Consider the following 19193-nt stretch of genomic DNA (forward strand, 5'->3'; position numbering starts at 1 on the left):
CTCCACCAGGGGGAGGTGTATCAGCGCAGGAGCGGCAGCACCTCACCACCGAGCCGTCGTACGTTCTCCTCCGTGGCCGCCAGATCGCCCGACCCCTCGACCAGCAGCGCGAACCGGTGGATCCCGGTGCGCTCCGCGGTCGCCGCCAGCCGGTCGGCGCACAGCCGCGGCGAGCCCACCGGATGCAGCTCGCACAGCAGCTCCGCATAGGCCACGGGGTCGCGCATCCGGCGCTCCCGGCCGTCGACCGTCACATGCGCCTCAAGACCCTGCCGCAGCCAGCCGGGCATCGCCTTGGTCAGTATCTCGGCCGCCGCGGGGCGGGTGTCCGCGATCTGCACCACCCCGGCCGAGACATGGCGGGCCGCCACCGCCTCGACATGCTCCGGTGAACGGCCCGCCGCCAGCGCGGACTTCCGCCACAGCCCGACCACCTCGGCCTTCTCCTCGTCCCCGCAGTGCATGCCGAGCAGCATGGGCAGACCGCGCTCGGCGGCCAGCCGCACACTGGTGGGCGAGGTGCAGGCGACGACCACCGGCGGGGCGCCCGTCACCGGCCCGGCGAGGGCGTCGTCGGGGCGCGGCACCACCGCCACCTCGCGGAAGGTGAACCGCTCGCCGTCCGCTCCCACCCGGGGCTCGCGCAACCAGCGCAGCAGCAGATCGAGCGATTCGGGGAAGCCCTGCTCGTACGCCCCCAGTCCTGAGCCGAAGACCTCGAGGTCCACCCAGGGACCGCCACGGCCGACACCCAGCGTGAACCGGCCGCCGGAGAGCAGATGGAGCAGTGCCGCCTGCTCACCCAGCGCGACGGGATGCGCGGTCGGCAGTACGCTCACCGCCGTACCGACGCCGATCCGGCGGGTACGTCCCAGCAGCAGCGCGGCGAGGGTCACCGCGGATGGGCAGACGCCGTACGGAACGAAGTGGTGCTCGGCGACCCAGACCGCGTCCAGCCCGGTCTCCTCGGAGAGCTCGGCCGACCGCACCGCCCGGTGCAGCGCCTCCTCCTGTCCCTGGCCTGGGAATTGAGCGGCCAGGATGAAAGCCCCCACATCCATCGTGAAACTGCCTCCTTGTCGCGGCTGATGTGCCGGCGCGGGCATCCCCCCTCATAGGCATTAACGCCTGACACGTGCCAAGGGCACGGCCAGGCATGAAGTTTTCATGATGATCAGAGAGTGGGTGTGGATGACGGCTTTCCCGGAGGGTGACCGTAGCGCGTACGCTGGTCACAGCCCGTTAGCTACCAGCTCTGTCGAGGTGCCCCGTGTCTCCACGCCGAAACCGCCCGCGAGGCGGCGAAACGCCCGTCGGCCACGAGAGTACGAGCCGTTATGGCCTCGACCGCATGGAGACCTGGCAGGGGGAGGAGTGGGTGGTCCGGCAGGTCGGCGGCGGGGCGGCCGCCAAGCACTACCGCTGCCCGGGCTGCGACCAGGAGATTCCGCCGGGGGTGGCGCATGTGGTCGCCTGGCAGCAGCACATGGGCGCGGACGACCGGCGCCACTGGCACAAGGCGTGCTGGAACGCACGGGACCGCCGGAGCGCGAAGCTCCAGCGGTCCCGTAACGCGCCGCGACATTGACTCGGGCGCGGGTACGTCCGGCTCGGGCCTCGCGGGGCGCGGTCAGCCCGGCCCGGGCCTCGCGCATCCGGCTCCGGCCCGGTGAGCCCTACACGTCGCGCTTCTCCAGCAGCACATAGGCGGCGATCAGGGCCCCCGCCGTGACTCCGGCCAGTGCCCACAACTGGGGCCAGCCGCTGTTCAGGCTCTCGTCGAGCCGGAAGAGGGCGGCCAGCGACTGGGGCGAGGAGTACTCCTGCATCTTCTCCCCCAGATCGCGGAGGCTGTCCGACATCATCAGGAACGCGGGGAGGATGGCCGGGAGCAGCACCACACCGAGCATCGTGGTGATCGCGCCCGCGGAGTGCCGCAGCATGGAGCCGACGGCCAGCGAGAGCAGCCCCAGCAGCGACACATAGAGCCCGGCGCCGACCGTCGCGCCCAGGAGCTGGTCGTTCGTCGGCTCCTGGACGCCCGGACCGCTGTGCATCCCGGTGCTGGCGAGGGCCACCAGCACGAGCGCGAGGGTCGTGGTGGTGAACGAGAGGGTGAAGAACACCAGCGCCTTGGCGGTCAGCACCCGGGAGCGCTGCGGGGAGGCGGTGAGGGTGGTCCGGATCATCCCGGTGCCGTACTCGGAGGTGACCACGAGCACCCCGAGGGTGACGATGCACAGCTGGCCGAGCAGGGTGCCGAAGAACCCGGGGAGGGTGGTGGGGACGGTCCCGTAGTCGCTGTCGCTGGTGCTCGCCGCCACCAGGAGTCCGATCCCGGCCACCAGCGCGACCATCACGCTCAGCGTCCAGATCGTGGAGCGCACCGACTTGATCTTGGTCCACTCGGAGGCGAGCGCATTGCCGAGGTGGGTCTGGCGGATCGGGATCGGCGAGGTGTACGGGCCGACACCGGCGTACGGCTGCGACGGAGGCCCGGAGGGCACCGGCTGGTGCGGGGCCGCCTGCGGCGGCATCTGCGGAGGACCACCCTGCGGACCACTATGCGGACCACTCTGTGGAGGGCCCTGCGGAGGACCCTGCGGGGGGACGGGCGCCTGGTACTGCTGCTGGTACGGGGTCGTCATCGGGCGTCCTCGGTGTCGCTCTTGGTCAGATCGGCGGGGGCGGACGGCGCCGCGGGCGGCTGAGCCGGGGGAGTGGGGGGAGCCACGGGAGTCGTGGGAGCCGCTGGAGTCGCGGGGGTCGCCGGAACCGCCGGTGGAGCGGTGGGCGGCATCGCGGGGGCGGCGGGAGCGGCGGACGGGGCCGCCGGTGCGGTGGGCATGGGAGCGCCCGGGGTGTGCGGGGCGCCCGGGGCGTGCTGCTGTGGCGGGGCCGGGGGTTCCGCGTAGCCAGGCAGTACGGTCCCCGGCGGGAAGCCCACCGGCTGCTGTGCCGGAGCGCCCGGCGCATGGCCGTACGGCCCGCCCTGCGGCACCGTGCCCGGCATCTGCTGTTGCAGCGCGGCGCGCTCGTCGACGGTCGAGCGGTAGTCCACCGCGCCCTGCGTCATCCGCATGTACGCCTCTTCCAGCGACGCCTGGTGCGGGGAGAGCTCCCACAGCCGTACGTCCGCCCCATGCGCCAGATCGCTGATGCGCGGCAGCGGCAGCCCGGTCACCCGCAGCGCGCCGTCCTGCTCCGGCAGCACCTGGCCGCCCGCCTCGCTCAGCGCGGCGGTCAGCTTCTCGCGCTGCCCCGGGTCGCCCTCGGGGGTGCGGACGCGCGCGAAGTCCGCGGAGTTGTAGGAGATGAAGTCCTTGACGCTCATATCGGCGAGCAGCTGCCCGCGCCCGATCACGATCAGATGGTCGGCGGTGAGCGCCATCTCACTCATCAGATGGCTGGAGACGAAGACGGTGCGGCCCTCGGAGGCCAGCTGCTTCATGAAGTTGCGGACCCAGAGGATGCCCTCGGGGTCCAGGCCGTTGACCGGCTCGTCGAAGAGCAGCACCTGAGGGTCGCCGAGGAGGGCGGCCGCGATGCCCAGTCGCTGGCCCATGCCGAGCGAGAAGCCCTTGGAGCGCTTGCGCGCCACGTTCTGGAGGCCCACCACGCCCAGCACCTCGTCCACCCGGCGGGCCGGGATGCCGGACAGCTGGGCCAGGCAGAGCAGGTGCTGGCGGGCGCTGCGGCCGCCGTGCACCGCCTTGGCGTCGAGCAGCGCGCCCACCTGGCGGGGGGCGTTGGGGAGTTTGCGGAACGGATAGCCGCCGACCGTGACATGGCCGGCGGTGGGCGCGTCGAGGCCCAGGATCATCCGCATGGTGGTGGACTTGCCCGACCCGTTGGGTCCGAGGAAGCCGGTGACGGCGCCGGGCCTCACCTGGAAGGACAGGTTGTACACGGCCGTCTTGGCACCGTAGCGCTTCGTCAGGCCGACTGCCTCGATCATTCTCCGCCCCTCATGAGCATGGGTCGGGCGTGCACGCCCCCGATGAGGCTTAGGAGCCTAACGGCGCGTTGACGGTTCCCGTTACTCGGGAGATGAGAGCGCATCGTAACTCTTTGGGCCGCCGTGCCCTCCGGGCCCGCCGTGCCGCTCGTCCTCCGGGCAGCGGAGGAGGTCGGGCTGCGGCAGCGCCCAGCCCTCCTCCTGGAAGATCCGGGTGCCGGTTCCGCGTACGGCGGGGTCGGCGCCCGCGCGGGTGACCCAGGCGCGGGGGTCCGGGCCGAGGAGTGCGCGCAGCCGGGGCGAGCCGGCGAGCAGGCGGGTGAGCAGGGCGCTCTGGTCGCCGCCGCCGGGGAGGGGGCGCTCGGTGCCGTCCGGGGACATCAGCACTCCGCGCTCGCCGACGTAGAGGTACGCGCCGCCGAGCCGCTCACCGGACGGCATGACCATCGGGTACCGGCTGCCGGGCAGCAGGACGCGGCGGTAGTTGGGGTACTCGGTGGCGTCCACGGCCGCCAACTGCTCGGCGTCCAGCCAGCTGATGACGAGCGGGGTGCGGGCGCCGGGTGCCGTGTACGGGGCGGAGGCCACGTAGCCGTAGCGGCCGATGTGGGCCGAGCAGCCCACCGCGATGCCGTGCACGTCGACCGGGACCATGGGGACGGTGGCCGGGTGGCCGGGGCGGGACAGCTTGTGGTGGAGCTGGGCGGGGGAGGCGTTGGAGCCGACCGCGATGACGGGGTGGCGGTGGGGGGTTGGGAGGTGCCCCAGGCGGCGGAGGACGGCGTCCAGCGGCTCTTCGGGCGCTTGGTCGTCGTCGGGGCGTGGGTTGACCGTCCAGGTGCCGAGGTGGGGGCCGGGGGCGGGGGTGAGGTCCCAGAGTTCGCCGGTGGTGAGGAGGGTGGGGTGGGTGATGGGGCGGCCGGGGTAGGTGAGGGGCTGTTGGGCGGGGACGTCGGCGAAGCCGAGAGTTTTCAGGGTGCGGTCGGTCACGGGGGTTTGCCTGCCCCACCCCGCCCCTCCCCGAAACCGGGCCCCGCCCGGCCCCGCCGGGGGCTCCGCCCCCGAACCCCCGCTCCTCAAACGCCGGAGGGGCTGGGTTGGCCGGTGCTCCGCCCCGGCGCGTGCGGGGGCTCCGTCCCCGGACCCCCGCTCCTCAAACGCCGGAGGGGCTGGGTTTGTCGGTGCTCCGCCCCGGCGCGTGCGGGGGCTCCGTCCCCGACCCCCGCTCCTCAATCTTCCCCAGCTACCGCTGGGAGGTGCCCCCTGGAGGGGCTTGGGTTTTACATGCGCGTGCCCCGCGCCGCTTGGGCGGCGCGGGGCATCGGGCGCTCCGGATGTGACCGAGGGTCACCGGGACTGCTGGGCCGGGACGCCGCGGGCGGCCGCCTCGTCCTCGCCCGGGGCACCGGCCGCGGCCACCGCCGCGCCGGTCAGCGTGGCCAGCATCTCGCGGACGTTGGTCAGCTGGGCGTTGATGCTGTCGCGGCGGTTGGTGAGGGCCGCGAGCTCGCGCTCGGATTCGCTGCGGATGCGGTCCGCCTTGGCGTTGGCGTCGGCCACGATGTCCTCGGCCTGGCGCTGCGCGGTCTCCACCGTCTGGCGGGCGCGGCGCTCGGCGTCGGTGCGCAGCTTCTCGGCCTCCAGGCGCAGCTGCTCGGCGCGGTGCTCGATCTCCGCGAGCCGCTTCTCGGCCTTGGCCTGACGCGACGCCAGGTCGCGCTCGGACTGCTCGCGGCGCTTGGCGAGGTTGGTCTCGAAGTCGGCGGCGGCCTGCGCGGCCTTGGCGCGGGTCTCCTCGAAGAGGGAGTCCGCCTCCTCGCGCTTGGACTGGGCGTCCTTCTGCGCCTCCTGGCGCAGCGTGGCCGCCTCGCCCTTCGCCTTCTCGACGATCCGCGCGCCCTCGTCCTCGGCCTTGGCCTTGCGGTCGGCGGCGAACGACTCGGCGTCGTTGCGGACCTGCTGGGCGGCCGACTCGGCCAGCTCACGGTGCTGTTCGGCGGCGCGCCGAGCCTCCTCGCGCAGATCCTTCGCCTCTTCCTCGGCGAGACGGAGGATCTTCTCGACCCGGGCGCCGAGCCCCGCGTAGGACGGCTCCGAATCGTTGATCTGGGCCTGAGCGTTCTGCGTCTCGAGGTGCAGCTCCTCGATGCGCTTTTCCAGAGAGGTGATACGGGCCAGTGCACTGTCACGATCGGCGACGAGCTTGGAAATGCGGTCGTCCACCTGACCGCGGTCGTACCCACGCCGCACGAGCTCGAAGCCGAAGGGGGAGGAAGTGTCGCTCATGGGGTTCCTGTCGAAAGAGACCGGTGAGGTGATAGAGGGAATCCTAGGGGGCCGAACGGCGTGTCATCGAGTCAACGTCTGTTTGATCTGCTGAATCTCCAGCCTTTTGAGTGGAGTTAAGACGGAGACCTCGTCACTCGTCGGGATGATACGGACATGCCGTGATGGACGCAGCCCGACGCGAGACTTACGCGAAACCGACGCGAGACTTAAGCGAAACCTCGATAGGCACGGCTGAGACTCGTCCCCCCGGATACGGTTACCCCTCCGACCGCTTGCCACTCCTCGTCGCACCCGCACCCGCCGCTGTCTTGACTTGGCCGTTCTCCTTGCCGCCCGCGCCACCCGACGCGGGGGTCTCGAAGGATTCCAACGCCTCGAGGACGTCCTGGACACGGGAGATCTCCGCGTTGATGTCCTCGCGGCGGCGCTTGAGCAATTCCAGCTCGCGCTTGCCCTCGTCCACGATCTGCTGTGCCTCGTCCGTGGCCTGGGTCCGGAGCCGGTCCGCCTCCCGCTCGGCCTCGGTCTTCTTCTGCTCGGCCTCCTTCAGCAGACCCTCGGCCTTCTTCACGGCCGCGATCCGCACCCGGCTCGCTTCGCTCTCCGCCTCCGCGACCAGCGACTTGGCCTTCTCCTCGGCCTTCATCAGCTGTGCGGTGGCCGCCGCGACCAGCTTGTCGACCCGCTCGCCGGTGGCCTTCATCTGCTCCGCGGACTCCCGGCGGGCCCGCTCGTGCAACTCCTCGACCTCGGCCTCGGTACGGGCACGCAGTTCCTCGGCGCGCTCCCGGATGGCCGTGGCGTCGCCCCGGGCCTCGCCCAGCATGGTGTCGGAGTCCGTACGGGCCTTCTCCACCATGGCGTTGGACTCGGCCGTCGCCTCGGAGACCAGCCGCTCCGCCTCCCGGCGGGCCACGCCCACCATGGTGTCCGCCTGCTCCTCGGCCGCGGTCGCCGCGCGCAGCGCGGCCTCCTGCGCCTCGGAGGTGAGCCGCTCGGCCTCCGCCGAGGACTCGGTGATCAGCCGGTCGGCCTGCTCGGCGGCGTCCGAACGCCGCTTGTTGGCGTCCTCGCGCGCCCGGTCGATCAGCCGGTCCGCCTCGGCCTGCGCCTCGTTGCGGATCCGCTCCGCCTCGGCCGCCGCCTCGGTCTGGACCCGCTCGGCCTCGGCGCGGGTGCGCGCCGCGTGCTGCTGCGCCGAACCCACGGTCTCCGCGGCCTCGCCGCGCAGCCGCTCCGCCTCGCCGCTCGCCTCCGCGTGCAGCCGGTCGGCCTCGTTCCGGGCCTCGGTGATCAGGCGGTCCGCCTGCTCGGCCGCCTCCGAGCGGATGCTGTTGGCGTCGCCGCGGGCCTGGGCCCGGGTGCGGGCCGCGTCCTGCTCCGCGGTCGCCCGCGCGTCGGACGCCTCCGTACGCAGCGCCTGCGCCCGTGTGGTGGCCTCCGAGACCAGCCGCTGGGCCTCCTCGGTGGCGCCGCTGATGAGCGTATCGGCCTGTTCGGCGGCCTCGGCACGGGACTTGTTGGCCGAGCGGCGCGCCTCGTCCAGCGTCTCGTTGGCCTCGGCGCGCAGCCGCTCGGCCTCGTGGGTGGCCTCGGTGACCAGCCGGTCGGCCTGCTCGGCGGCGTCGGCGCGGCGCCTGTTCGCCTCCTCGCGGGCCTGCTCGGTCAGCCGCTCCGACTCGGCGATCGCCTCCGCGACCGTGCGCTCCGCGAGCGACTTGGCGGCCTCGGACTCCTCCGTGGCCTCCCGCCGCACCCGGGTGGCGTCCTGCGAGGCGCGCTCCCGCTCCGCGTAGGCGTCCGCGCGGACCCGGTCGGCCTCGGCCTGAGCCTCGTCGCGCACCCGCTCCGCGGCGTGCTCCGCGGCGTTGCGCAGCCCCGTGATCTCCTGCTCGGCCTGCTCGTGCAGCCCGGCGACCGAGTCCCGCACCTGCTGGGCGGTCTGCTCGGCGGTGGCGACCAGGTCGGCCGAGCGCCGCTCGGCCTCCTCGACCAGCCGCTGCGCCTCGGCCTGTGCCTCGGAGACCCGGGTCCGGGCGGCGGCCAGCAGCTCCTCGCTCTGCTCCCGCGCCGCCGTACGCTCCGCCTGCGCCTCCTCGCGGGCGTCGGCGAGCAGTTCCTCGGCCTCGCGGCGGCGGCGGGCCGCCTCCTCCTGGGCGGCGGCCAGGGCCTCCGCGGCCTCGGTGCCGATCCGCTCGGCGGCGCTCGCCGCCTCCGCGCGCACCCGGTCGGCCGTCTCCTGGGCCTCCGAGCGCAGCCGCTCGGCCTCCGCGGCGGCCTCGCCGCGCAGCCGTACGGCCACCGACTCGCCCTCGGCGCGCGCGTTCGACGCGTCCGCGGCGGCCTCGTCGCGCAGCCGGGCGGCCTCGTCCTCCGCCTGCTGGCGCAGCGCGTTCAGCCGTTCGGCGGACTCGGTGCGCTGCCGCTCGATCTCCTCGCCGGTCTCCTTGCGCAGCCGCTCCGCCTCTTCGCGGGCGTCCCGCAGCGCCTGGTCGGCGGAGGAGAGCCGCTGCTCGGCCTCCTGGTGCAGCCGGTTCAGCTCGCCCTCGGCCTCGGCGCGGCGGTCCTCGGCGGCCCGCTCGGCCTCCTCGCGCAGCTCCTCGGCCGCGGTGGCCGCCTCCGACTTGACCCGCTCGGCCTGCTCCTCGGCCGAGGTCACCAGCTCCTCGGCCTCGCCCCGCGCCCGCTTCAGCAGCTCATCGGCCTGCCGGCGCAGCGCGTTGGCCCGCTCGATGGCCTCGGTGCGCACCCGCTCGCTCTCGGCGGTGGCACCGGAGCGGGTCTCCTCCGCGTCGGCCTTGGCCTTGGTCAGCAGGTCCTCGGCGGTGCTGGCCGCCTCCTCGATCTGCTGGACCGCCTCCCGGCGCGCCTCGGCGCGGACCCGCTCGCCCTCGGCGGCCGCGTCCGACTTCAGCTGCTCGGCCTCGCCCCGCAGCCGGCGGGCCTCCTCCTGAAGCTCGACGGTCTTGGCGCGGTACTCCTTGGTGTCGTCCTTGGCCGTGCCCTTGAGCTGTTCGGCGGTGTCGTGCGCCTCGGCGCGCAGCCGGTCGGCCTCTTCCTCGGCCTCGCGCCGGATCCGCTCCGCCTCGTCGGTGGCCGCCTTGGTGGTGGACTGCGCCTTCTCCGAGGCGCGGGTCAGCACCTCCTCGGCGCTCCGGGCCGCCTTGGCCAGCTGGGCCGCGGAGTCCTCGGCGGCCCTGGCCCGGGCGTCGTCGCCCGCCTCGGCGATCATCCGCTCGGCCTCGGCGCGGGCGTCGTCCCGCAGCTGCTCGGCCTCGGCCCGCAGCCGCTCGGCCTCCTTGGTGGCCTCGCCGACCAGCCGGGCGACCTCCGCCTTGGCGGTACGGGTGCGGGTCTCGTTGTCCGACTCGGCGGCGCTGAGCCGCTTGGCCGCCGCGTCCTTGGCCTCGGCGACCACCTTCTCGGCCTCGCTGCGCGCCTCCCGCAGCGCCTGCTCGGCCTCGTGCATCCGCTGCTCGGCGGCGCGGGTCTGCTCGGCCGCGGCGCGGCGGGCCTGGTCCGCCTCGCTGGCGGTCGAGGTGCGCAGCTGCTCGGCGTGGTCGGTGGCCTCCTGGGCCTGGGTGCCCGCGTTGGTCAGCAGCCGCTCGGCATCGCTACGGGCCCGGCGCAGAATCGCCTCGGCCTCGGCACGGGCGGCCTCCGCCTCCGACCCCAGCCGCTGGCGCGCCTGTTCGGTCATCCGCTGGGCCTCGGCGCGGGCCTCGGCCAGGGCCTGCTCGGCCTCCGTCCGGGACTCGTCCATCAGCCGGCGGGCCTGCGCCTCGGTACGGGCCCGCAGTTGCTCGGCCCAGGCCACGTTCTCGTTGACGTGGGACTCGACGGTGGCGCGGCGCTCGGCCAGCTCCTGGTCCAGCCGCTGGCGCCGGGCCACGGCCTCGGCGTGCAGCTCGGCCTCGAGCCGGGACTGCCGCTCGGCCTGCTCCTGGAGCAGCCGCTGGGTCTGGGCCCGGGTCTCGCGCAGCTCCCGCTCGGCGTTGGCGCGCAGCTGGTCCGCCTGGAGCTGCGCGTCCCGCAGCAACTGCTCAGCCTGGTAGCCCGCGTTGGCGCTGTCGTAGGCGGGGCGGGCCGCCAGATTACGGCGCGCCTCATGCAGCTTGGCGCGCAGCACCTCGACTTGGTAGCCGAGGTCGTCGGCGTGCTGGACGGCCTTCTCCCGCTCGGTCTTCAGCCGCTCCATCTCGGCCTCGAACTTCGAGAGCTGATCGTCAGGCTCGTAGCGGTCGTAGCCCCGCACTGCGCGGTCCCATCCGTCCCCTGGTCGCATTGGCGGCCGGCTCCGTAACCCTCCAGGCTCCCGTGGTCCCTTGCGGTGCCCGGGGGTCCCTCGACGGTTTCCCTTGCGGTACCGACCAGGCGAGGTGCGTGCCGGGTCGGACCGGAGCTGGCCCTTCCGAGAAATGGTGTCAGATCATCGGCGAAGCCCGGGCCGGACCCCGAACCCTCTCCGTTTCCGTACCCCGGCCGATGCAGCACTCTACCGGCCGGGGAAGGGGTAGGTCAGTGGTCCGCTTCAGTGATCCTCTTCGTCCTTGTGCGCGGCGGGGTCCGCGGCGGTGACGAGCTCGGTCAGCACACCGTGACAGTCCTTGGGGTGGAGGAAGGTGATCCGGGAGTCCATCGAGCCGCGGCGGGGCTGCTCGTAGAGGACCCGGACGCCCTTGTCGCGGATGGCCTCGGAGTCGGTGTCGACATCGGCGGTGCCGAAGGCGATGTGGTGGACGCCCTCACCGTTCTTGGCCATCCACTTGCCGACCGCGGAGTCCTCCCGGATCGGCTCGAGGAGCTGGAGGTAGGAGGCCCCGCCGTCGGAGGTCTCATTGATCTTGAGCATGGCCTCGCGGACGCCCTGCTCCTCGTTGATCTCGGAGTGGAACACCTCGAAGCCGTACGTGGCACGGTAGAACTCGACAGTCTTGTCGAGGTCGGAACAGGCGATCCCGATGTGGTCGATTCTCGTCAGCATGGGAACAGTGCACCGCCGCACGGTCGGTTACGCAACGTGCGCGCGATCACACCGATGGGCCGGTGACCGCGCGGGTACTCGTCAGTACATTGACGATAACCCTCGTTAACTTCCTTCTCCTCGTGAAGGGACGCACCAATGACTGGTACGACCTCTGTGATGGTGGCGGGCGCGCGCACGCCCATGGGACGGCTGCTCGGCAGTCTGCGCTCGTTCTCCGGCGCCGATCTGGGCGGAATCGCGATCAAGGCCGCGCTGGAGCGGGCCGGGGTCGGTGCCGATCAGGTGCAGTACGTGATCATGGGGCAGGTGCTCCAGGCGGGCACCGGGCAGATCCCCGCACGTCAGGCGGCGGTCAAGGCCGGTATCCCGATGAGCGTGCCGGCCCTCACGATCAACAAGGTCTGTCTCTCCGGGCTGGACGCGATCGCCCTGGCCGACCAGCTGATCCGCGCCGGTGAGTTCGACATCGTGGTCGCGGGCGGCCAGGAGTCCATGACCAACGCCCCCCATCTGCTGCCCAAGTCCCGTGAGGGGTACAAGTACGGCGCGGTCGAGATGCTCGACGCGATGGCGTACGACGGGCTGACGGACGCCTTCGAGAACATCGCCATGGGCGAGTCCACCGAGAAGCACAACACCCGGCTGGGCATCCAGCGCCCCGAGCAGGACGAGTTCGCGGCCCAGTCCCACCAGCGGGCCGCCGCCGCGCAGAAGAACGGCCTCTTCGACGCCGAGATCACCCCGGTGGAAGTCCCGCAGCGCAAGGGCGAGCCGGTGGTCTTCGACAAGGACGAGGGCATCCGCGGCGAGACCACCGCGGAGCTGCTGGCCCGGCTGAGGCCCGCGTTCACCAAGGACGGGACGATCACCGCGGGCACGTCGTCGCAGATCTCGGACGGTGCCGCCGCGGTCGTCGTGATGAGCAAGGCCAAGGCCGAGGAGCTCGGACTGGAGTGGATCGCCGAGATCGGCGCCCACGGAAATGTGGCGGGACCCGACAACTCCCTCCAGTCGCAGCCGTCCAACGCGATCGCGCACGCCCTGGGCAAGGACGGTCTGACGGTGGACGACCTCGATCTCATCGAGATCAACGAGGCGTTCGCCGCGGTCGCCGTGCAGTCAATGAAGGACCTGGGCGTCTCCCCCGAAAAGGTGAATGTGAATGGGGGCGCGATCGCCCTCGGCCACCCCATCGGAATGTCCGGCGCCCGCATCGCTCTGCATCTGGCGCTGGAGCTGCGGCGGCGCGGCGGCGGCACCGGTGCGGCGGCGCTGTGCGGTGGCGGTGGGCAGGGCGACGCGCTGATCCTGCGGGTGCCGGCGGGGAAGTAACCCCGTACGGGGACGCCGGTTTCCGCGTATGGGGACGGCGGTTTCCGTTGTGATCAAGCGATTGTGCTCAAGCGATGAGGAGTACGGCACCCATGGCTGATGTGCCCACGCTGGTGGAGCAGGCGCGGCAGGGGCGGCCGCGTGCGGTCGCCCGGCTGATCTCGCTGGTCGAGGGCGCCTCGCCGCGGCTGCGCGAGGTGATGGCCGCGCTCGCTCCGCTGGCCGGGGGCGCGTATGTGGTCGGGGTGACCGGCTCACCGGGGGTCGGCAAGTCCACGTCGACCTCCGCGCTCGTCTCCGCCTACCGGCGGGCGGGCAAGCGGGTGGGCGTGCTCGCCGTGGACCCCTCCTCGCCGTTCTCCGGCGGGGCGCTCCTCGGCGACCGGGTACGGATGTCCGAGCACGCCTCCGACCCCGGCGTCTACATCCGCTCCATGGCCACCCGCGGCCACCTCGGCGGGCTCGCCTGGGCCGCCCCGCAGGCCATCCGGGTGCTGGACGCGGCCGGCTGCGAGGTGATCCTGGTGGAGACGGTGGGCGTCGGCCAGTCCGAGGTCGAGATCGCCGCCCAGGCCGACACCAGCGTGCTGCTGCTCGCGCCGGGGATGGGCGACGGGATCCAGGCGGCCAAGGCCGGGATCCTGGAGATCGGCGATGTGTACGTGGTCAACAAGGCCGACCGGGAGGGCGCCGACGCCACGGCCCGCGAGCTCAACCACATGCTGGGCCTGGGCGAGGCGCGGTCGCCGGGCGACTGGCGGCCGCCGATCGTGAAGACCGTGGCGGCGCGCGGCGAGGGGATCGGGGAGGTCGTCGAGGCGCTGGAGAAGCACCGGGCGTGGATGGAGGAGCACGGTGTGCTCGCGGAGCGCCGGATGCGGCGGGCGGCGGGTGAGGTCGAGACGATCGCGGTGACGGCGCTGCGGGAGCGGATCGGCGATCTGCACGGCGACCGCCGCCTGGGCGCGCTCGCCGAGCGGGTCGTCGCGGGCGAGCTGGACCCGTACGCGGCGGCGGACGAGCTGGTGGCGGCGGTTACCGAGCAGGGGTAGCGGGTGCGTTTCGGGTGCGTTCGGGCGTGCCCCCGTTCGGGCGTGCCCCGAAGGGTGCGTTCCGGGTGCGCAGAAGGTGCGTTCTGGGTGCGCCGAAGGGCGCGTTCCGGGTGCGGGGCCGGGGCCTCCGGGGCGGGGCCCTGGACCGTATATTTACGGCGCCATTGGCCGGGGACTTGCGTGGGCCGGAGATCGGCGCCACAAATACACGTAAGTGTCCAGGACCCCACCCCTCCGACCCCGTCCCCTCCTGCCTCGTCGGCGGCTCTCCCTAGTCGTCGTCGCCGCTGTCGTCGTCACCGTGGTCGTCGTCGGCCGGGGCCTGGGTGACCTTGCCCGAGTGGGCGTCTACGTTCAGGTCGCGCTCCTTGTGGTTCTTCACGGTCTCGACCTCCCACACCGGGGTGCGGTCGCCGTCGAATTCCACGGAGGTCACCGTGGAGCTGGACGCCTTCCGGGCCGCCTCGGTGGCCGAGACGTCGGCGTTCCGCAGGGCCTTGGCCTCGGCGGCGTCCTCGGGGTCGTTGTCGTCCGGGTCCACCCGCTGGTCGATCACCTTGCCATTCGCGTCCAGCGTGACCTCGTGCCACGTGCCGTCCTTGCCCAGGACGTCCGCCTCCCAGCGGCCGTGGTCGCGGTCGATGGAGTCCAGCGTGCCCGGGACCGCCTTCAGCGCGGCATCTGCCGCCTGGGTCAGCGAGGCGCCGGTGGACGCGGCCGCCGGGGCCGAGGACTGGGTCGCCGGGGACGAGGACTGGGTGCCCGCCACGGCGACGGCCGTACCCCCGCCGACCAGGGCGGCCGCGGCGACAGATGCGATGATGATGCGCTTCATGTGGGTTCCTCCCCATTCGTGTTCGGACGTCAACCACCCTGGCCGATCGATGCTGAAGCCCACCTGAAGCCGCCTGAAGAGATCTTCAGGTTCGCTCTGCGACGCTGGTCGCATGCGTTTGCTGATTGTGGAGGACGAGCGGCGGCTGGCCCTGTCGCTGGCCAAGGGGCTGCGGGCGGAGGGGTTCGCCGTCGATGTGGCGCACGATGGCCAGGAGGGGCTGCACCGTGCGCAGGAGGGGGTGTACGACCTCGTCGTCCTCGACATCATGCTGCCGGGGCTGAACGGCTACCGCGTATGCGGGGCGCTCCGGGCGGCCGGGAACGAGGTGCCGATCCTGATGCTCACCGCCAAGGACGGCGAGTACGACGAGGCGGAGGGGCTCGACACCGGGGCCGACGACTATCTGACCAAGCCGTTCTCGTATGTGGTGCTGGTGGCGCGGGTGCGGGCGCTGCTGCGGCGGCGCGGCCCGGGGGCCTCGCCCGTGGTGCGGGTGGGGCCGCTCACCGTGGACCGGGGCGCGCGCCGGGTGGAGCGGGACGGCCGGGAGGCGCCGCTGACCGCCAAGGAGTTCTCCGTGCTGGAGCAATTGGCGACGCGGGCGGGGGACGTGGTTTCCAAGGCGGAGATCCTGGAGCATGTGTGGGACTTCGCCTACGACGGCGACCCCAACATCGTCGAGGTGTATGTGAGCGCCCTGCGCCGCAAGTTGGGCGCGGGGCTCATCGAGACCGTACGGGGAGCGGGGTACCGGCTCCGTGCGTAAGGTGTTCGGTTCGGTACGGGCGCGGGCCGCGCTGGGGGCGACCCTGGTGGTGGCGGTGGCCCTGGTGGCGGCGGGGATCGCGGTGCTCCAGGTGCTGCGCACCGATCTGGGGGACCAGGCGCGGCTGAAGGCCCAGGTGGACGCGCGGGAGGTGGCGTCGAAGATAGCCGCCGGGGCGGACTACGGGTCGCTGAAGCTGGACGAGAGCGTCCCGGTGCAGGTCGTGGACGAGGACGGCCGGGTGCGGGCGGTCAGCGAGGATCTGGAGGCCGTGAAGGGCACCGGGAGCGCGTCCGTGAGGCCCGTCGCGGCGGGCGTCACGGACGACGACGACACCGACGATGACGACCGCGGCGCCGGAAAGGTCTCCTCCGGGGAGGAGTACAGCGACGGCTCCGCCCGTGTCGACGGGGAGACCGCCGACTACGTCTGGGCGGCCGTGGAGGCCACCGACACCTCCGGCGAGGACGTCACCGTCTACGCGGGCGCCCCGCTGGCCACCGAGCGCGGCGCGGTCACCACGGTGCGGAACGCGATGCTGCTCGGGCTGCCGCTGTTGCTGGTGGTCGTGGCCGCCGTGACCTGGCTGGTGACCCGGCGCGCGCTGCGGCCCGTGGAGGGCATCCGGCGCGAGATGGCCGCCATCACGGCGAGTACGGACCTGGCCCGGCGGGTGCCCGAGCCGGGGTCGCACGACGAGGTGGCGCGGCTGGCCCGGACCACCAATGAGACGCTCACGGCGCTGGAGGCGTCCGTGGCGCGGCAGCGGGCCTTCGTGGCCGACGCCTCCCACGAGCTGCGCTCCCCGGTGGCCTCGCTCCGCACCCAGCTGGAGGTGGGCGCCGCCCATCCGGAGCTGCTGGACTTGGACGGCGCCGTGGCGGACGTGGTGCGGCTCCAGCGGCTCGCGGCCGACCTGCTGCTGCTGGCCCGGCTGGACGCGGGGGAGCGGCCCACGGGGGAGACCCCGGTGGCGCTGGACGCCCTGGTGCGCGAGGAGCTGGCCCAGCGGGTGGCGGACCGGGTGCCGGTGCGGGACGAGGCGGCGCCGGTCGCGGTGCCGGGCTCGCGCGGGCAGCTGGCCCAGGTGCTGGGCAACCTGGTCGACAACGCCCAGCGGCACGCCCGGGGCGGGGTGCGGGTGACGGTGCGCGAGGAGGGCCGGTGGGCCGTGCTGGAGGTCGCGGACGACGGCGCGGGCGTGCCCGAGGCCGAGCGGGAGCGGATCTTCGAGCGGTTCGTACGGCTCGATGACGCCCGCAGCCGCGACGATGGCGGGGCCGGGCTCGGCCTCGCCATCGCGCGGGACGTGGCGGTGCGCCACGGCGGCACACTGACCGTCCGGACGGCACCCGAGGGCGGCGCCCTGTTCGAGCTGCGGCTGCCGACGGGCCCCTAGACCCGGCCCCGCTGGGTGCGCAGGTGCTCCGCGACGGGTACCAGCGATCCGTACAGCGCCTTGAGGTCCTCCGGCGCGAGCAGATCGATGAAGTGCCTGCGCACGGACGCCACATGGTGGGGGGCGACCTTGCGCATGGTGTCCCAGCCCTGCTCGGTCAGCACGGCGTACAGCCCCCGCCGGTCCGATTCGCAGTTCTCGCGGCGGACCAGGCCGGCGTTCTCCATCCGGGTGATCTGGTGGGACAGCCGGCTCTTGGATTGCAGGGTCGCGGACGCGAGATCGCTCATCCGCATCCGGTGGTCCTCCGACTCCGAGAGGTTGACCAGGATCTCGTAGTCGTTCATGGTCAGGCCGAACGGCTGGAGGTCCTTCTCGAGCTGGTAGGTCAGCAGCCGGCTGACATCCAGGTGGGTGCGCCAGGCGCGCTGTTCCTCGTCGCTGAGCCAGCGCGTGCCGTTCTCGGTCTCCATGGGATGTATTCTACCTATAGAAGTTGAATTCCGAACCAATGGATGTATCGGGCTAGAGGTCACCTGTTCGACGTTACACTCCGCACCTTCGCGCTCACGAACCGGTACCCCCCGTCTCGCCAACCGATATCTCGGCGACGACCTCCTCCGTGGACTGGAGCAGTACGGTCCCCGCGCCCACGAACTCGAATTGGTGTTCCTCGCCCGACGCGCCCCCGAGCCCCGTACGCGACCGGACGGCCCCGAGGAAGCCGCGCAGATACTCGTGGTCGTAGTGGTGGCACGGCGTCGGGCAGTCCGCCCAGCCGACCAGCGCCTGCGGATCCACCCGGATCGGCGGCTCCATGAAGACCACGGGCCCGTTGGAGGCGGCCACGAACTTCCCCGTGCCGATGAGGGTGAGGAAGCCCGGGACGATGGACTGCTTCAGGGACAGCGAGGGCTGGAAGGCGAGCAGATTGCCGGATCGGATGGAGAGGTTGCCGTCGTCCAGGTCGTAGGAGTTGACGTCGAAGGCGCGGTCCGCGAGCACCATCTTGCCCCGCCCCTCGGCCACCACCCAGTCCGCCGCGTGCAGCGGGGAGTGGAAGCTGTGGGCGATGAGGTGGTCGAGGTGGCCGAGTCCGACGCCCTGGAAGTCGATCTGCCCGTAGTAGGCGACCATCTTCCCCTTCTGGAGGAACCACTGGCCGTTCAGGTCCACGCTGAAGGCGTACGGATTGATGTTGTCGTCGACGGGCAGCGTCCAGGCGTCATGGATGACGGGGCCGTTCACAGCTTCTCCTCCGATGCCTGGACGTAGACCGTGCCGGTGCCGGACAGCTCCAGTTGGAACGCCTCGCCCGAGCCGCGGCCCACCATTTCGCGCCAGCCGATCGCCGTCGAGAGCTTATTGCGAACATCACCCCGGTGGGCGACATAGGCTTGCGGATCGACATGCACCGGACGTCCCGGGCCGATCGGCAGCTCCAGCACCCCGCCGTGCGCCATGACCGCCGCCGAGCCGTGCCCCTCCAGGGTGGTGGTGAACAGCCCCTGGCCGGTGACCTGGCCACGCACCATGCCCATCACCCCGCCCTGGGAGCCCAGGAACATCGTGCCCTGGCGCAGCGAGCCGTCGAAGGCCAGCAGCCGGTCCGACTCCACATAGAGGGTGTCGCCGACCAGGTCGATCACATGGACGTGATGGCCGCCGTGCCCGAACATCACCGTGCCCTGGCCCTCGACGGTCATCAGCGGGGTGGCCTCGTTGGCGACCCGCCGCCCGATCATCCCCCGCACCCCGCCCTGGCCGCCGGTGATGCTGGGGGTGAACCGCACGTCCCCGCGGTAGGCGAGCATCGCGCCACGCTGGCTGAACAGGGTCTGCCCGGGCATCACCTGGGCCTCGACCATCCGCGAGGTGAGGACGTTGAACGGCATCAGACGTCGCCCCCGATCGTGTTGCGCTCACTGGGCTGCACGTAGACCAGCCCATCGCCCTCGAAGCGGATCTGGAAGGACTCCCCGCCGCTCTCGCCTATCAGCGCGCGGAAGTTCACCCCGGCCTGGAAGTGCTGTTTGAGGCCGCCGGTGTGGGCGATGTACGCGCCCGGGTCGACCTGGAGCGGCGTCTGCGGGGTGACGCGCAGCACGACCGCCGTGCCGGCGGACACGAGCGCGGCCTGGCCGGTGCCCTCGACCGTCGTGGTGAAAAGACCGTTGCCCTGTGCGGAGCCGCGCAGCCCGGTGAAGGAGGTGCCGGTGCGCAGCGCGGAGTCCGTGCACAGCAGATTGCTGGATTCCACATAGAGCTTCTCGCCCTGGAGCGACACCAGGTTGATCTCGCTCGCCCGGTCGGCGAAGTAGCACGTGCCGTGCCCCTTCACCTCCATGACCGCCATCTGCTCACCGGTGAGCCGACGGGTCACCATCCCGCGCAGCCCCTCCCCGCCGCCCGTCCTCTTCTTGAAGGTCATATCCCCCTCGTAGGCGACCATCGCGCCGTTCTTGGCCTTCACGGAGTCGCCGGTCAGGTCGACCGCGAGCACCCTGCTTCCCTGGAGCCGAAACTGAGCCACGGAGCCGACGGTAGCGGTCCTGCGACGCCGGGGGACAGG

Annotated in this window: 17 protein-coding genes; 5 read left to right on the forward strand and 12 right to left on the reverse strand. The window is 72.4% G+C overall.

All coding sequences use genetic code 11. The features are described from left to right. Positions 1–20: 20 nt before the first annotated feature. Positions 21–1061 (reverse strand): LLM class flavin-dependent oxidoreductase, encoded by a 1041-nt coding sequence (locus tag ACJX2R_RS34545; RefSeq protein ID WP_413103296.1) that lies wholly within the window; start codon positions 1059–1061, stop codon positions 21–23. Positions 1062–1270: 209 nt separating this feature from the next. Between ACJX2R_RS34545 and ACJX2R_RS34550 the strand changes: the two genes are divergently transcribed. Then, a complete protein-coding gene (locus ACJX2R_RS34550) occupies positions 1271–1588 on the forward strand; it encodes an ATP/GTP-binding protein (protein WP_121824842.1) in 318 nt (105 codons plus the stop codon). 88 nt (positions 1589–1676) lie between these two features. Here the strand turns inward: ACJX2R_RS34550 and ACJX2R_RS34555 are convergent, their stop codons facing one another. The 6 genes from ACJX2R_RS34555 to mce form a co-directional block, all read right to left on the reverse strand. Next, on the reverse strand, positions 1677–2537 hold the full coding sequence (locus ACJX2R_RS34555) for an ABC transporter permease (RefSeq protein ID WP_413103297.1): 861 nt from the start codon (positions 2535–2537) through the stop codon (positions 1677–1679). A gap of 107 nt (positions 2538–2644) precedes the next feature. Continuing rightward, positions 2645–3958 carry an ABC transporter ATP-binding protein gene (locus ACJX2R_RS34560; RefSeq protein ID WP_413103298.1) on the reverse strand — a complete coding sequence of 438 codons (1314 nt, stop codon included), beginning with the start codon at positions 3956–3958 and terminating at the stop codon, positions 2645–2647. Positions 3959–4039: 81 nt separating this feature from the next. Continuing rightward, positions 4040–4948, reverse strand: a complete 909-nt coding sequence (locus ACJX2R_RS34565; protein WP_413103299.1) for a hypothetical protein — start codon at positions 4946–4948, stop codon at positions 4040–4042. 357 nt (positions 4949–5305) lie between these two features. After that, on the reverse strand, positions 5306–6244 hold the full coding sequence (locus tag ACJX2R_RS34570; protein ID WP_413103300.1) for a cellulose-binding protein: 939 nt from the start codon (positions 6242–6244) through the stop codon (positions 5306–5308). A 259-nt stretch (positions 6245–6503) separates the two neighbouring features. After that, positions 6504–10532: a polarized growth protein Scy gene (gene scy / locus ACJX2R_RS34575; protein WP_413103301.1), complete on the reverse strand. Its 4029-nt coding sequence runs from the start codon at positions 10530–10532 to the stop codon at positions 6504–6506. A gap of 246 nt (positions 10533–10778) precedes the next feature. After that, positions 10779–11231, reverse strand: coding sequence for a methylmalonyl-CoA epimerase (gene mce, locus ACJX2R_RS34580; protein ID WP_262701591.1), 453 nt, complete (start codon positions 11229–11231; stop codon positions 10779–10781). Between the two features lie 156 nt (positions 11232–11387). On the opposite strand from mce, the gene ACJX2R_RS34585 reads away from it, so the two are divergent. Then, positions 11388–12566 carry an acetyl-CoA C-acetyltransferase gene (locus tag ACJX2R_RS34585; protein ID WP_413106012.1) on the forward strand — a complete coding sequence of 393 codons (1179 nt, stop codon included), beginning with the start codon at positions 11388–11390 and terminating at the stop codon, positions 12564–12566. A 92-nt stretch (positions 12567–12658) separates the two neighbouring features. Continuing rightward, complete coding sequence (gene meaB / locus ACJX2R_RS34590; RefSeq protein ID WP_413103302.1) at positions 12659–13618, forward strand: methylmalonyl Co-A mutase-associated GTPase MeaB; 960 nt, start codon at positions 12659–12661, stop codon at positions 13616–13618. Positions 13619–13889: 271 nt separating this feature from the next. On the opposite strand, the gene ACJX2R_RS34595 is transcribed toward meaB, so the two are convergent. Beyond that, the gene (locus ACJX2R_RS34595; RefSeq protein WP_413103303.1) at positions 13890–14453 is read right to left on the reverse strand and encodes a PepSY domain-containing protein; all 564 of its coding nucleotides are present in this window, start codon (positions 14451–14453) and stop codon (positions 13890–13892) included. Between the two features lie 112 nt (positions 14454–14565). Between ACJX2R_RS34595 and ACJX2R_RS34600 the strand changes: the two genes are divergently transcribed. Further along, entirely contained in the window at positions 14566–15222 is a 657-nt protein-coding gene (locus tag ACJX2R_RS34600) for a response regulator transcription factor (RefSeq protein ID WP_413103304.1), read from the forward strand. Next, positions 15215–16621, forward strand: coding sequence for an ATP-binding protein (locus ACJX2R_RS34605; protein WP_413103305.1), 1407 nt, complete (start codon positions 15215–15217; stop codon positions 16619–16621). The genes ACJX2R_RS34600 and ACJX2R_RS34605 overlap by 8 nt, the downstream gene beginning before the upstream one ends. Here ACJX2R_RS34605 and ACJX2R_RS34610 read toward each other — a convergent pair. The 4 genes from ACJX2R_RS34610 to ACJX2R_RS34625 form a co-directional block, all read right to left on the reverse strand. After that, entirely contained in the window at positions 16618–17094 is a 477-nt protein-coding gene (locus tag ACJX2R_RS34610) for a MarR family winged helix-turn-helix transcriptional regulator (RefSeq protein WP_020868377.1), read from the reverse strand. The two genes, ACJX2R_RS34605 and ACJX2R_RS34610, sit on opposite strands and share 4 nt — an antisense overlap. 94 nt (positions 17095–17188) lie before the next feature. Beyond that, positions 17189–17869, reverse strand: coding sequence for an AIM24 family protein (locus tag ACJX2R_RS34615; RefSeq protein WP_262701596.1), 681 nt, complete (start codon positions 17867–17869; stop codon positions 17189–17191). Then, positions 17866–18516, reverse strand: coding sequence for an AIM24 family protein (locus tag ACJX2R_RS34620; protein WP_413103306.1), 651 nt, complete (start codon positions 18514–18516; stop codon positions 17866–17868). The genes ACJX2R_RS34615 and ACJX2R_RS34620 overlap by 4 nt, the downstream gene beginning before the upstream one ends. Then, complete coding sequence (locus ACJX2R_RS34625) at positions 18516–19154, reverse strand: AIM24 family protein (protein ID WP_413103307.1); 639 nt, start codon at positions 19152–19154, stop codon at positions 18516–18518. The genes ACJX2R_RS34620 and ACJX2R_RS34625 overlap by 1 nt, the downstream gene beginning before the upstream one ends. Between the last annotated feature and the right edge of the window lie 39 nt (positions 19155–19193).

Source organism: Streptomyces sp. Inha503 (genome assembly GCF_047215865.1).
Taxonomy (GTDB): domain Bacteria; phylum Actinomycetota; class Actinomycetes; order Streptomycetales; family Streptomycetaceae; genus Streptomyces; species Streptomyces lycopersici.

Bases quoted from the DNA above. Each gene is read 5' to 3' on its own strand.
- ACJX2R_RS34545 (WP_413103296.1), bottom strand. From the start codon at position 1,061: ATGGATGTGGGGGCTTTCATCCTGGCCGCTCAATTCCCAGGCCAGGGA.
- ACJX2R_RS34555 (WP_413103297.1), bottom strand. From the start codon at position 2,537: ATGCCGCCGCAGGCGGCCCCGCACCAGCCGGTGCCCTCCGGGCCTCCG.
- ACJX2R_RS34560 (WP_413103298.1), bottom strand. From the start codon at position 3,958: ATGATCGAGGCAGTCGGCCTGACGAAGCGCTACGGTGCCAAGACGGCC.
- ACJX2R_RS34570 (WP_413103300.1), bottom strand. From the start codon at position 6,244: ATGAGCGACACTTCCTCCCCCTTCGGCTTCGAGCTCGTGCGGCGTGGG.
- scy (WP_413103301.1), bottom strand. From the start codon at position 10,532: ATGCGACCAGGGGACGGATGGGACCGCGCAGTGCGGGGCTACGACCGC.
- mce (WP_262701591.1), bottom strand. From the start codon at position 11,231: ATGCTGACGAGAATCGACCACATCGGGATCGCCTGTTCCGACCTCGAC.
- meaB (WP_413103302.1), top strand. From the start codon at position 12,659: ATGGCTGATGTGCCCACGCTGGTGGAGCAGGCGCGGCAGGGGCGGCCG.
- ACJX2R_RS34595 (WP_413103303.1), bottom strand. From the start codon at position 14,453: ATGAAGCGCATCATCATCGCATCTGTCGCCGCGGCCGCCCTGGTCGGC.
- ACJX2R_RS34600 (WP_413103304.1), top strand. From the start codon at position 14,566: ATGCGTTTGCTGATTGTGGAGGACGAGCGGCGGCTGGCCCTGTCGCTG.
- ACJX2R_RS34610 (WP_020868377.1), bottom strand. From the start codon at position 17,094: ATGGAGACCGAGAACGGCACGCGCTGGCTCAGCGACGAGGAACAGCGC.
- ACJX2R_RS34620 (WP_413103306.1), bottom strand. From the start codon at position 18,516: ATGCCGTTCAACGTCCTCACCTCGCGGATGGTCGAGGCCCAGGTGATG.